Origin of the sequence: Exiguobacterium sp. E4787, from assembly GCF_018618375.1 — a bacterium.
GTDB classification, from domain to species: domain Bacteria; phylum Bacillota; class Bacilli; order Exiguobacteriales; family Exiguobacteriaceae; genus Exiguobacterium; species Exiguobacterium chiriqhucha.
On record NZ_JACSLY010000001.1, the window covers coordinates 302,559 to 314,418 of the forward strand.

15 protein-coding genes are annotated in these 11,860 nt (G+C 50.8%); 1 reads left to right on the top strand and 14 read right to left on the bottom strand.

Going from position 1 to position 11,860, the window contains the following annotated elements; genetic code table 11:
* The 6 genes from KNP80_RS01590 to infC all read right to left on the bottom strand — a co-directional run bounded on the left by KNP80_RS01590 (position 1) and on the right by infC (position 3,094).
* Positions 1 to 1,080, bottom strand: coding sequence for a M42 family metallopeptidase (locus tag KNP80_RS01590; protein ID WP_214717491.1), 1,080 nt, complete (start codon positions 1,078 to 1,080; stop codon positions 1 to 3).
* A 23-nt stretch (positions 1,081 to 1,103) separates the two neighbouring features.
* Positions 1,104 to 1,586 (bottom strand): dUTP diphosphatase, encoded by a 483-nt coding sequence (locus tag KNP80_RS01595; RefSeq protein WP_214831896.1) that lies wholly within the window; start codon positions 1,584 to 1,586, stop codon positions 1,104 to 1,106.
* Between the two features lie 23 nt (positions 1,587 to 1,609).
* Positions 1,610 to 1,864 (bottom strand): hypothetical protein, encoded by a 255-nt coding sequence (locus tag KNP80_RS01600; protein ID WP_128122206.1) that lies wholly within the window; start codon positions 1,862 to 1,864, stop codon positions 1,610 to 1,612.
* An 86-nt stretch (positions 1,865 to 1,950) separates the two neighbouring features.
* Positions 1,951 to 2,310, bottom strand: coding sequence for a 50S ribosomal protein L20 (rplT, locus tag KNP80_RS01605; protein ID WP_021065642.1), 360 nt, complete (start codon positions 2,308 to 2,310; stop codon positions 1,951 to 1,953).
* A 28-nt stretch (positions 2,311 to 2,338) separates the two neighbouring features.
* A complete protein-coding gene (gene rpmI, locus KNP80_RS01610; RefSeq protein WP_021065641.1) occupies positions 2,339 to 2,533 on the bottom strand; it encodes a 50S ribosomal protein L35 in 195 nt (64 codons plus the stop codon).
* 30 nt (positions 2,534 to 2,563) lie between these two features.
* Positions 2,564 to 3,094 (bottom strand): translation initiation factor IF-3, encoded by a 531-nt coding sequence (gene infC / locus KNP80_RS01615; protein ID WP_021065640.1) that lies wholly within the window; start codon positions 3,092 to 3,094, stop codon positions 2,564 to 2,566.
* A gap of 338 nt (positions 3,095 to 3,432) precedes the next feature.
* On the opposite strand from infC, the gene KNP80_RS01620 reads away from it, so the two are divergent.
* Positions 3,433 to 3,642 carry a hypothetical protein gene (locus tag KNP80_RS01620; protein ID WP_021065639.1) on the top strand — a complete coding sequence of 70 codons (210 nt, stop codon included), beginning with the start codon at positions 3,433 to 3,435 and terminating at the stop codon, positions 3,640 to 3,642.
* A 53-nt stretch (positions 3,643 to 3,695) separates the two neighbouring features.
* Here KNP80_RS01620 and KNP80_RS01625 read toward each other — a convergent pair whose 3' ends face one another.
* The 8 genes from KNP80_RS01625 to KNP80_RS01660 form a co-directional block, all read right to left on the bottom strand.
* A complete protein-coding gene (locus KNP80_RS01625) occupies positions 3,696 to 4,559 on the bottom strand; it encodes a DUF1002 domain-containing protein (RefSeq protein WP_214718335.1) in 864 nt (287 codons plus the stop codon).
* A 112-nt stretch (positions 4,560 to 4,671) separates the two neighbouring features.
* A complete protein-coding gene (gene thrS, locus KNP80_RS01630) occupies positions 4,672 to 6,609 on the bottom strand; it encodes a threonine--tRNA ligase (RefSeq protein WP_214717492.1) in 1,938 nt (645 codons plus the stop codon).
* A gap of 312 nt (positions 6,610 to 6,921) precedes the next feature.
* Positions 6,922 to 7,836 (bottom strand): primosomal protein DnaI, encoded by a 915-nt coding sequence (gene dnaI / locus KNP80_RS01635; RefSeq protein WP_021065636.1) that lies wholly within the window; start codon positions 7,834 to 7,836, stop codon positions 6,922 to 6,924.
* A 5-nt stretch (positions 7,837 to 7,841) separates the two neighbouring features.
* Positions 7,842 to 9,194 carry a DnaD domain protein gene (locus KNP80_RS01640; RefSeq protein ID WP_214717494.1) on the bottom strand — a complete coding sequence of 451 codons (1,353 nt, stop codon included), beginning with the start codon at positions 9,192 to 9,194 and terminating at the stop codon, positions 7,842 to 7,844.
* 41 nt (positions 9,195 to 9,235) lie between these two features.
* Positions 9,236 to 9,703 (bottom strand): transcriptional regulator NrdR, encoded by a 468-nt coding sequence (gene nrdR / locus KNP80_RS01645; RefSeq protein WP_021065634.1) that lies wholly within the window; start codon positions 9,701 to 9,703, stop codon positions 9,236 to 9,238.
* Positions 9,704 to 9,715: 12 nt separating this feature from the next.
* Positions 9,716 to 10,087: a hypothetical protein gene (locus KNP80_RS01650; protein WP_214717496.1), complete on the bottom strand. Its 372-nt coding sequence runs from the start codon at positions 10,085 to 10,087 to the stop codon at positions 9,716 to 9,718.
* Between the two features lie 111 nt (positions 10,088 to 10,198).
* Entirely contained in the window at positions 10,199 to 10,585 is a 387-nt protein-coding gene (gene speD, locus KNP80_RS01655) for an adenosylmethionine decarboxylase (protein WP_029595188.1), read from the bottom strand.
* 231 nt (positions 10,586 to 10,816) lie between these two features.
* Positions 10,817 to 11,848, bottom strand: a complete 1,032-nt coding sequence (locus KNP80_RS01660; RefSeq protein ID WP_214833423.1) for a glyceraldehyde-3-phosphate dehydrogenase — start codon at positions 11,846 to 11,848, stop codon at positions 10,817 to 10,819.
* Positions 11,849 to 11,860: the final 12 nt, after the last annotated feature.

Sequence of the window (11,860 nt, forward strand, 5' to 3'; positions counted from 1 at the left end):
TTATCCCTCTTTCAACCATTGAACCGTTTCGTGGTCGAGTCGTTTCGTGAGCGCTACGACCAAATCGACGGCTGCTTCATAATCTGCTTTGTGAATGATTGAGACATTCGTATGCAAATAACGGACCGGTACCGTGAGCGCGACGGCCGGCATCCCGACACCTGCCAAATGGAAGCGTCCAGCGTCCGTTCCACCGCCCGGCGTCAAATCCAATTGGTACTTGATGTCGTTCTCTTTCGCCACTTCGACGATCAAATCGATGAGGCGCGGGTTCGTGATGGTCGTCGCATCGAAGAAGATGACTTGAACGCCTTCCCCGAGTTTCGACAATCCTTCAGCCGGTGTCATCCCTGGTGTATCTCCTGGAATTCCCGTATCGACGGCGATGGCGACGTCCGGTTTGACCAGGTTGGCAGCCGTGACGGCACCGCGTAACCCGACTTCTTCTTGGACCGTCGCTCCTGTAAAGACGACACCCGGAACTTCGTCGTCTTTCAATCGTTTCGCCGCCTCGATGGCGATGGCACAACCGATTCGGTTATCCCACGCTTTGGCCATCAAGAAGTCTTCATTTTTCATGACCGTGAACTCACAGTGCGGGACGACCGTATCGCCCGGGCGAATGCCCCACTCCGCGATTTGATCTTTCGACGTCGCACCGATATCGAGGAACATGTCTTTAATCTCGACAGGTTTCTTGCGCGCCTCGAGCGGAAGCACGTGCGGCGGTTTCGCACCGATGACTCCAGGGATTTTTTCGCCCGAGCGTGTGACGACGTCCATGCGTTGCGCGAGCAATACTTGATTCCACCAGCCACCGAGCGCTTGGAAACGTAAGAAGCCACCTTCTTCGATTCGTGTCACCATGAAGCCGACTTCATCCATATGGCCGGCAATCATGACACGTGGGCCGTCTGCCTTGCCCGTCACCCGTCCAAACAGACTGCCTAGTCCGTCTTGTTCGAACGCTTCCACGTGAGGCTCCAAGTATTCGCGCATCAATGAGCGGACTTCTCCTTCATTTCCCGGGACACCGGTGGCATCCGTCAAGCGTTTAAGCATATGTAATGATTCGTTCATGGGACATCGCTCCTTCGTTTCGATTAGTAACCTTGATTTTGTCGCTCATGGTTCTTTTCATTTTTTGCCATATACGCCATCACCATCAACTCTTCGTTGATGCCGAGCGTATAGCCAAGTTCGAGATAAGCCGCCATCAGCGTCTCGTACATCGGTTCCGTCTTCGACAAACCAAAGTTCGTCACTTTGCGGAACACGTCTAAAAAAGCGTCAGTCGCATCAAGATACGAGCTACCTGTTGGGAACGAATCGCGTTCATACCCGAGGGCAAGACCGAGCGACAATAAGAAATGAATGCCGTCGACATACTCTTCTAAGATCACGTCTTGAGGCGACGGGCCCTTCGTTGACCAAAATTTAAAACTACGGGTCTCATTGGCGAGTTCACCAAGTTCGACGAGCAAAGCGAGCAGCCGCTCATCAAATTGGTTCCCGGATAGTTGATGTTCTTCTTTGATCCGCTCATCTAATTCACGCTGCCGATCAAATAATGTTGTCCAGTTCACCGGTTGCTCCTCCTATTCTGCATTCAAAGCAGTACTAAAATCATTAAAGACCAGCCGACTGCCAAAATCAATACTTGTATTTGAACGCTTTTTGGGGCATGAACCGCCTTTTTCCGCGTCAAATGAAGTCCGAACAGAGCACCGATCGCACCGCCGGCATAAGCATATAAGACGTTGAAATCACCTTCGCCGAGCGTGTAACGTTTCGCCTGCACGTATGTATAGACGTTCAAGACGATGAGTGCCAACGCGACGATGGCCAAGACAGATGGATTCATAGTCCGCCCTCCTTATCTTAAGTTTAAGGAATTAATCAGAAAAAAGAAAGCGCCGAGATAAGGTCTCGGCGCTGTCGATTGAACGATTACGCGTTCAATTTTGATTTAGCTGTATCAGCAAGTGACGCGAATGCCTGTGCATCTGTCACAGCAAGCTCAGCAAGCATCTTACGGTTGATGTCGATTCCTGCAAGCTTGAGGCCGTGCATCATACGACTGTATGAAAGACCGTTTGTACGTGCTGCCGCATTGATACGTGTAATCCAAAGACGACGGAAATCACGTTTCTTCTGACGACGGTCACGGTAAGCGTACATGAGTGACTTCATGACTTGTTGTTTTGCTACTTTAAATAGAATGTGTTTCGAGCCAAAATAACCTTTGGCAAGCTTGATTTGCTTTTTACGACGTTGACGAGTCGTATAACCGCCTTTTACGCGTGGCATATGGTTTCCCTCCTAAATTCTTTCTGTATTACTTCGCGATCATGTTGCGAATGCGTTTGAAGTCTCCAGCTGAGACGATAGCACCTTTACGGAGCTTACGTTTCGCTTTAGTCGATTTGTTACCAAACAAGTGACTTGTGTAAGCGTGTGAACGCTTGAGTTTACCTGATGCAGTACGTTTGAAACGTTTAGAAGCACCACGGTGCGATTTCATTTTCGGCATGAGTATTTCCTCCCCACTATGACTCGATGATTAATCTTCTTTCTTCGGAGCCAGCACTAAGAACATGCTGCGTCCTTCCATCTTCGGCTTTTGCTCAACTGTTGCCAAGTCGGCACATTCCGCCGCCAATTTTTCCATGACGCGTCGGCCGATTTCCGAGTGTGTGATGGCGCGTCCGCGGAAACGGATCGACGCTTTCACTTTGTTACCATTTTCAAGGAATTTGCGAGCGTTACGCAATTTCGTTTGGAAATCGTTTTCCTCGATTGTCGGGCTGAGGCGCACTTCTTTCAATTGGATGACCTTTTGGTTTTTACGCGCTTCTTTCTCCTTTTTCTGGAGTTCGAAACGGTATTTCCCATAGTCCATGATTTTAGCGACCGGTGGGTTAGCTTTGTCGGCGACCAAGACGAGATCGAGTTCAGCCTCTTCTGCTAAACGTAATGCTTCATTACGCGATTGCACACCGAGTTGTGCACCGTCCGCTCCAATTAAGCGAACTTCACGGGCACGAATGTTTTCGTTGATAAAGAGCTCTTTGCTAATGGTTAGCACCTCCATCGTGCGGTTGCACGAGTTTTAGATTGATAAGACAACATGGCAATAAAAAAAGCGTCGGCAGTTTCCCGCCCACACATCATTTCGGATACAGCAGAGACCAAGGCTCGACTGCTTCACGTACATGATGGACCTGACCGAATCTGTTCGGACGAGGTGAGAAGCGGGCGCTTCTGCTTTGTTGTATTTAATCACTATGTCATCTTAACACCAATAGGATTAAGATGTCAAGAATTCGCGCATGAATAATTGGTAGCTCACACTTTTATGATGATAACAGTCATTTCGCTGTTTCGCAATACCTTTTCCAAGGGAATAAAATAAAAAAGGAGGGATGGACCGTGTCTTGGAGAAAGCAAGTGAAAGACGACCATGATTATCATGACCAAATCAAACACATCGTACAAGAGACGATGCGCCACCATGAGGTGAGTGATGCCAAGCTCGAAGCGATTTTGACGGACTTATTAGAAGAAATGAACCGAATCACATTGAAGATTGTCGACGACCATGAGTCCGCTCGCGACTATATCCATAAACGATGGTATTGAAAAAAGGGCGCTCGCCCTTTTTTCAATACCATTTGTCACGTGGTCAATGTAAATCAATTCGTCAACGACTTGAAGAAGTTGCTGAGTGCATCGAACAAGCGGGCGAAGAAACCTTGGACTTCCTCGGTCTCGAGGAACGCCTGGACGTCTTGTCCGGCACCTTGCAGCCCGTTGCTGATTGCGCCCCAGTCTAGGTTCGCTTGTTGCATGTTTTCAAACAGCGTCGTCAATTGCGTTAACTGCGTATCAGACAATTGGACATTGTTTTGATTCAACACTTGGATGACGATATCGCGAATCTCAATGTTCGTCTCCGGTGCCTTGTTCGCAATCTCAGCTTTGATCTCGTTCATGAGACCGGCCACATCCTCTTGACCGACTGTCTTCCCGATTTCAGACGTGACAGCTAGTTCTTCCTGCGCCAAGTCTTTCCGCTCTTCGGACAATTGGATTCCTGTCTCTTCCGCTGTCTGATCGTACGCTTTCATGATGCCCGTCAAGGCCGACGTCCCGGTGACACGAATCGGAGATGTGATGTAAATGTCGGCATCGGTGACACCAGCGGTCACGAGTGCGTTCGCATACATATCTTCGGTGACCCACGTCACGTTCTCCGTTTTGATATCGAGTCCAGTCCCGTCAGTCAGTTTGATACGGGCTGATGAATACATACCTCCGCCGCGCTGTGCTTGTGGGACGGCATCCCCTAAGTACTTATCTTCATCGGCCGCGGTCGTGATGATCGGTTCAATCCCAGCCGGTGCCTCAACTCGTTCGAGCACCCAATCCCGTTGGCTGGCTGATAATGATTCACCGAGTGTGACAATCGTGTCATCGACGATGGCTTCTGCGTTTACTTTTGGAATCATGCTTGTCGCGACGACCGAACCGATCGTCAACGCCACTAATGGTTTCATATAATTCAAAATGAATCACTCCTTTCTTCTACCTTACGTTTCCATCACTCGTTCCGCATCCGTCTTGAGACCGAAAAAACGACCACCCTTCCGGCGAAGGATGGTCGACCGATTAACGTGAACGGTTCGCGATTTCTTCTGTGAGGGATGCCAAGAACGCATCGAGTGTGGCCGATACTTGTTCTTGCTGTCCGTAGCGGCGGATGTTGACCGCACGCTCATCGCGCTCTTTATCACCGAGGACGAGTGTCATCGGAATCTTCTTCATCTGTGCTTCTCGGATCTTATAGCCGAGCTTCTCGTCACGGAGGTCCGTTTCGACACGGACACCGCGCTTGACGAGCTCTGCCTTCACTTCTGCGACATATTCGTCGTGAACGTGCGAAACAGGAATCAATTTGACTTGAACCGGGGCGAGCCATGTCGGGAACGCTCCTTTATACTCTTCGATCAAGTAAGCGACAAAACGCTCCATCGTCGAGACGACACCACGGTGAAGGACGATCGGGCGATGGTCTTTGCCGTCTGGTCCTGTGTACGTCAAGTCGAATCGCTCAGGGAGCAAGAAGTCGAGTTGGACCGTCGACAACGTCTCCTCTTTGCCGAGCGCCGTCCGGACTTGGACGTCAAGCTTCGGTCCGTAGAACGCCGCTTCGCCTTCCGCTTCGAAATACGGGAGACCGAGCTCATCCATCGTCTCTTTCAATTGACGTTGGGCTGTTTCCCAAATCGCATCGTTGTCGAAGTACTTCTCTTTATCGGCCGGGTCACGGTACGACAAGCGGAAGCGATAATCCTTGATGCCAAAGTCGGCATACACTTCTTGAATCAAATGGACGATATCTTTGAACTCTTGCTTCATCTGCTCAGGTGTGACGAACGTATGCCCGTCGTTTAACACCATGTAACGGACGCGTTGGAGGCCTGTGAGCGCCCCTGACATCTCGTAACGGTGCATACCGCCGAGCTCGGCGATGCGAAGCGGGAGTTCGCGGTATGAGCGCGGCTCATGTTTATAGATCGTCATGTGGTGAGGACAGTTCATCGGACGAAGGACGAGTTCTTCGTTGTCCATCTCCATTTTCGGGAACATATCGTCTTGATAGTGATCCCAGTGACCCGATGTCTTATACAGGTCGACCGAACCGAGGACCGGTGTGTAGACGTGCTGATACCCGAGCTCGAGCTCTTTGTCGACGATATAACGTTCGACCGTACGACGAATCGAGGCACCTTTCGGGAGCCACATCGGCAAACCCTGGCCGACTTCTTGCGACACGAAGAAGAGATCGAGTTCTTTCCCGAGCTTGCGGTGATCGCGCTCTTTCGCTTCCTCTAGCAGACGCAAGTGTTCCGCGAGTTGCTCTTTCGTCGCGAATGCCGTTCCATAAATCCGTTGGAGCATTTTGTTATCCGAGTCGCCGCGCCAGTATGCGCCAGCCACACTCATCAACTTGAACACTTTCAATTTCGATGTCGACGGGACGTGCGGTCCGCGGCACAAGTCGAAGAATTCGCCTTGATGGTAAATCGTAAGCGTCTCGCTCGCCGGGATATCTTCAATCAATTCGATTTTGAGCGGGTCTCCGAGCTGTTTATAGCGCTCGAGCGCTTCGTCGCGCGAGACGACTTCGCGAGTGATGTCCAAGTTCTCATCGACGATTCGTTTCATCATCTTCTCGATTTCTGGAAGGTCTTCCTCGTTGATGCGGCGGTCCATCTCGATATCATAATAGAACCCGTTCTCGATTGTTGGTCCGATGCCGAGGTAGATGCTACCTTCTTCGCCGTACAACCGTTTGATGGCTTGGGCCATCAAGTGGGCTGACGAGTGGCGCATCAAATCGATGCCGTCTTCTGAGTCAGGCATGACGAGCTCGATTTTGCCGTCCTGTTCAATCGGACGACGGTAATCGATCATCTCACCGTCGATTTTTGCCGCGATTGCTTTTTTACGAAGCCCTGGACTGATTGAACCTGCTACTTCTTCTGCTGTGATTCCGGCCTCAAACTCTTTGACGGCCCCATCTGGAAATGTCAATTGAATCATGTGTCAACTTCCCCTCTCTACATTTAAAAATAAATAAAAAAAGCCCATCCCTATGAAAGGGACGAGCTTTGATTCTCGTGGTACCACCCTCGTTCCCAAGCAATCCGCTTGGCTCGAACACACGATAACGAGTGTGAATCGCCGCACGATTGACCCGTACGGTGCTCGGAGGGAGTAAGGCGATCGGCGTGTTTAGGAAGCTCTCACCAGCCTTCCCTCGCTTTGAAACCCGTTACGACGTCTCATGTCCTCTTCAATGCATCGGTTATATGCTTATTAGTATAGTCAACTCGTTCCAGAAATACAATCCCTTTACCGCCGTCGATTCTCACCTTTTAACTCAATTTGCGTCGTCGTCGTCGAGATGCGCTGCATAAGCCGCTGCGCCTTCATTTTGTTCTGTGGCGAACCGTCGATTGAGAAGTGGGTCTCGAGCTCTTCTCCGCTAAAGTTCGAGCTGTAAAGCGTCGGCAAGCGATGCATCATGCGATACTGTAAAATGATCCCGAACAGTTCATCCCGTACCCACGGACTGATTGCCTCGGCCCCGATGTCATCAATCAATAGCACCGGCACGTGTTGGAATGACGTCAAAAACGAATCGAACGAGTCGGTCCGGATTTTCCGTTTTGCTTCCGAGACGAATCCCGGGGCGTGGACAAGGATCGTCTCGATGTCCGCCACTTTCAGCTCATTAGCAATCGCCGCGAGCAAGTACGTCTTCCCGACGCCGAAGCTACCGTGAAGGTATAAACCGTTCACTTTTTGGCGGGTCTTCATGCCTGAGACGAACCGCATCGATTCACGGAGTGCGATTTTACGGGCGTCATCGGACCAGTCGAATGATTCAAAGCTCGCCTCTCGCACTTCCTCCGGCAAGAATAGACTCTTGAACTTCCGGTCCATCTCTTTTTGGCGCCGTGCTTGACGATGCTTCACCGTCTCTTCATAACGGATTGCGATTTGACCGAGGTCGACATAGAGCACCGGCTGATGGCCCGGGATGACGGCTTGCTCCTCGACGAGCTTCTTACCGTCCATCTGTTCCGCATATTCACTGAGCTTCGTAAAGCCGACTTCGACCGCCGTCTCGTCTAACTCCGGATGCGCCTTTAAAAAAGCGACGACTTCTGGATGTTCGAGGGTGCGCCGGCGAATCGATTCGTACGCTTCCCGCACTTCTTTCCGGTTCATCATTTGGGCGAGCGTTTGATTGATGCGTTCCATGTCCCTCATCCTTTCTCTTTCAATTCATTCAACAGCTTAACGAGTTCCGCGTCGTCTGGGACCGATGCCTCGAGCTCTTGTTTTCGTTTTTGATCGTACGTCCGTTGCTCTTTCGCCTCGTCTTCGAGCCATTTCGGCATCTCGGTCTTGTCTTTGCGTCTCGAGCCGACGGTCGTCCGCTGTTGCACATTTTCCCGTTTCTGCTGTTTCTTCTCGATGAGCGCATCTTGTGTCGCTTCTTGTTCCAACGCGTCTTTGGCGTTTAAATAGCCCGCCGTCTTCCAACTCGTCGCGATCCGCATGACATAGTTCTCACTGAGCCGCGTCTGCTTCTTCACTTCGATACAGTAATAGAACAATGCATTGATGACACTTGGTGCGAGCCCGAGCGTATCGACGAGATCGATAATGAGTTGCTCATCACTCTTCGACAGTTGTGGCGTCTTCCGTAACGTCGACACGTATTGATGCGGATGCGCTTCTTCCATGACCGTCACGTCATGCAAATCACCGATTTCTGCTTTTACCGTCTCGTCCAACTTCACTTTCCGATGTCGCGTTTGTTTCTTCTTCAACTGCAACACCATTTGGCGGCAGCCGTCGCGTTTCTCTTGCTCGCTGAGTGGTAGATACGCCTCGTGGACGAAATACTCCTTCAACATCTCGGCCATCGTCTCTTCATCGATTTGTGAGACGTAGGCAAGCTTCGTGATCGTCTCATCGAGCTTCTTCGTGAAAAAGCCGACGGGGAAGTTCGTCAGTTTTTTGACGATTTCCATATCGAACGTATAGTTGATCTCGATTTTGGCGCGGTCGGGTTTCTCGTAGTTCTTTTGGGTGAACGCCATGTGATTGACACCTTTGACGTCGAACACTTCATTAAAGTCTTTCGTCACCTCGATAATCCCGGCCGGCAATGGATCGATCGTGAATCGTCCTTGCAACTGTTTGAAGCGAACTTCCCCGACTTTATAGAAAAGAAAACTCGACAACAGTCCGTCGTTCAAGAACGTATGGGGTGCGAGCGGGACACGCAATTGATATACGTACTGAGTCAAACGCTCGTCTTTCGTCTTATACGTCCGGACGAGACCAATCGCCTCGAGCCGAAACAGACAGTCCGTCAGCTCGTTAATCGAGTAATCTAGCATTTCACAGAGCGCGCTGTGCGACATATAATTCGATTTCATCTTCCCGGGCTTGAGCTCGCTCCAAAGCGTCTGATACATCGCAAGTGCCTTCACACCGATGACCGGCTGATATAAGTGGTACAACGACTGATACGACTCGCGATCGATGAGCCCAGTGCTCATAATCAACAGTTCGTCAGTCCCGTACAAGATTCGTTCTTTTTCCATGATAGGTCTCCCCTGAAAAAGGCGACCAGCAGGCCGCCCCTCTAGTTGGTCGATTTTTCTTGCTTCATTAAATCTTCAAGTTCTTTAAAGAACACAGAGATATCTTTGAACTGGCGATAGACGGACGCGAAGCGGACGTAGGCAACTTCATCGACACGTGCCAATTCATTCATCACGAGCTCACCGACTTGCTCACTCGGAATCTCGGACTGACCGAGCGCGCGTAACTGTTGTTCGACTTTCGTGACCACGCCTTCGAGTTGCTCTAGCGTGACCGGTCGTTTTTCGCACGCCCGAATAATCCCGCGAAGTACTTTCTCCCGGCTGAACTCTTCCCGATTCCCGTCTTTTTTAACGATGATGAGCGGGGTCTGTTCGACCGTTTCAAACGTGGTGAAGCGATAGCCGCACTCCTCGCATTCGCGACGGCGACGAATCGAATAGAAATCTTGTACTGGTCGGGAGTCGAGCACTCTCGTTCCATTATGATCGCATTTAGGACAACGCATGCTCAGCCCTCCTTATCGTTCAACAGATTGATTCCCGATGGCGCGGAGCGGGAACTTCACTTGTAGCGCCTCATAGTATGCGGTGACGATTTGACCAAGGTCCGGTCCGAGCATCTGGTCACGGTTCAACGTGAAGTCGACAGCCGTGCGTCCGCCATCCACTTGAATGACTGTCGCCAGTGCATCCCAGCCGTCACCGTAAAACGCCACTTCGCCCCGGTCTGCATCGACCCGGCGAACCGTTTGTCCTTGTGCTTCAATCCGTTCGCGGAGCCATGTGAGCACGGCGGTCGGCGATGCTGCTACGTAACGTGTGCGTAGCGCCTCATTTTTATGCAAATCGTCCGTCTGGACATGTGTTTGAAACTTATCCAATAATCCCATTATCCACCTCGACACCTTATTTATATAGGTTAAGCATATCAAAATTAAGCGGTTAACAAAACAATTAAAAGGGCTGACCGAAATTCGGCCAGCCTCAAAAGGTCAATCTGATTATTTGCTGATTGCAACTTGTGCTTCCGGAACACGAATCGGCCCCATTCCGCGATCAAGTTTAACGTCCTCACGAACTTTTGCTTCCAAGCCTTCCGCGATGTACTGCGAAGCTGTGGCCGGATCAATTCGGTCCCCACATGTGAACACATCGACTGATGCGTAGCCATGCTCTGGGAAACTGTGAATCGTTAAGTGTGATTCTGAGATGATAACGACTCCACTTACACCGTGTGGCGCAAATTTGTGGAAAGCGACTTCGCGGACTTCAGCGCCCGAACGAAGTGCTGCATCGACGAACAAGCGCTCGATGTAGTCAATATCGTTCAATTTGTCGGGATTGCACTCCCAAAGTTCTGTAATAATGTGACGTCCCATAGTATCCATATTAGTGGATCCCCCTTTACATCAATGGTCTCAAAGTAGTTGATGATCACTCACTTTGTGCCTGAATCGCCCACAACCACGGGGGCAAGTTAGTCCAAAGAGGTCCTAACCCTTTAAGTTGCGTTTGTCAGACCAATTGAAGTTCACGAGTTAGAGTGTATCGCGTTTGGGACGTCGATACAAGACATTTGTTTCAATTCCTTAAAAATATTTTTGTGTAAATATATTTCTTCAGACGTGGGTTTCTTGTTGCCCGATTTGCAAGTAGCTCGCGACCATATCCAACAGGTCGACGACACGGCACGAATAACCCCATTCGTTATCGTACCAGGCGAGGACTTTGACGTGATTGCCCCCGAGCACCATCGTCGAATCGGCATCGATAATCGACGAACGCTCATCCCCGTTGAAGTCGATTGAGACGAGTGGTTCGTTCGAGACACCAAGGATGCCCGTCATCTCTCCGTGAGCGGCACGCTCGAACGCCTCATTCACTTCATCGACCGTCACGTCCCGTCGTAACTCGACGACGAGGTCGACGAGTGAGACGTTCGGTGTCGGGACGCGAAGCGCCATCCCGTTCAATTCCCCTTGCAGTTCAGGCAAGACGAGTCCGATGGCTTTGGCAGCCCCGGTCGAAGTCGGTATAATGGAACTACCACAAGCACGGGCGCGCCGTAAGTCTTTATGTGGATTATCGATATTATTTTGATCATTCGTATAGGCGTGCACGGTCGTGATGAGCCCCGTCTCGATGCCGAATGTCGAGTCCAATACTTTCACGACCGGGCCGAGACAGTTCGTCGTGCACGAAGCGTTCGAGATGATGTGATCGTGCTCCGGTAAATAATCACGATCGTTCACCCCCATGACAATCGTCCGCAGCTCACCTTTCCCTGGCGCCGTCAAAATGACTTTTTTCGCACCGGCCGTCAAATGTTTTGCTGCCCCGACGTCTGAATTGAATTTCCCCGTCGCCTCGATGACGATTTCGACGCCGAGCTCGTTCCACGGCAACCGCTCCGGATCACGCTCGGAGACGAGCATGATGCGTTTCCCATCGACTTCAAGCGCATCCCCATGCGCCCTCACCGTGAGTGTGAACGGTCCGTGGACCGTGTCGTGCTTAATCAGATGGGCGAGCGTCTCCGCCGGATAGCTCGCATTGATGGCGACCACGTCGTGACGCCCTTCAAGCATCAATTTCCGGAACACCATTCTTCCGATTCGACCAAATCCATTGATTGCAACTTTCGTCCCCATGTAAAGTCCCCC

What these genes read in the sequence shown, in the direction of transcription:
- nrdR (WP_021065634.1), bottom strand. Translation starts at nt 9,703, where the DNA reads ATGCGTTGTCCTAAATGCGATCATAATGGAACGAGAGTGCTCGACTCC.
- KNP80_RS01600 (WP_128122206.1), bottom strand. Translation starts at nt 1,864, where the DNA reads ATGAATCCATCTGTCTTGGCCATCGTCGCGTTGGCACTCATCGTCTTG.
- speD (WP_029595188.1), bottom strand. Translation starts at nt 10,585, where the DNA reads ATGGATACTATGGGACGTCACATTATTACAGAACTTTGGGAGTGCAAT.
- KNP80_RS01660 (WP_214833423.1), bottom strand. Translation starts at nt 11,848, where the DNA reads ATGGGGACGAAAGTTGCAATCAATGGATTTGGTCGAATCGGAAGAATG.
- KNP80_RS01590 (WP_214717491.1), bottom strand. Translation starts at nt 1,080, where the DNA reads ATGAACGAATCATTACATATGCTTAAACGCTTGACGGATGCCACCGGT.
- thrS (WP_214717492.1), bottom strand. Translation starts at nt 6,609, where the DNA reads ATGATTCAATTGACATTTCCAGATGGGGCCGTCAAAGAGTTTGAGGCC.
- rplT (WP_021065642.1), bottom strand. Translation starts at nt 2,310, where the DNA reads ATGCCACGCGTAAAAGGCGGTTATACGACTCGTCAACGTCGTAAAAAG.
- dnaI (WP_021065636.1), bottom strand. Translation starts at nt 7,836, where the DNA reads ATGGAACGCATCAATCAAACGCTCGCCCAAATGATGAACCGGAAAGAA.
- infC (WP_021065640.1), bottom strand. Translation starts at nt 3,094, where the DNA reads ATGGAGGTGCTAACCATTAGCAAAGAGCTCTTTATCAACGAAAACATT.
- rpmI (WP_021065641.1), bottom strand. Translation starts at nt 2,533, where the DNA reads ATGCCGAAAATGAAATCGCACCGTGGTGCTTCTAAACGTTTCAAACGT.
- KNP80_RS01650 (WP_214717496.1), bottom strand. Translation starts at nt 10,087, where the DNA reads ATGGGATTATTGGATAAGTTTCAAACACATGTCCAGACGGACGATTTG.
- KNP80_RS01625 (WP_214718335.1), bottom strand. Translation starts at nt 4,559, where the DNA reads ATGAAACCATTAGTGGCGTTGACGATCGGTTCGGTCGTCGCGACAAGC.
- KNP80_RS01640 (WP_214717494.1), bottom strand. Translation starts at nt 9,194, where the DNA reads ATGGAAAAAGAACGAATCTTGTACGGGACTGACGAACTGTTGATTATG.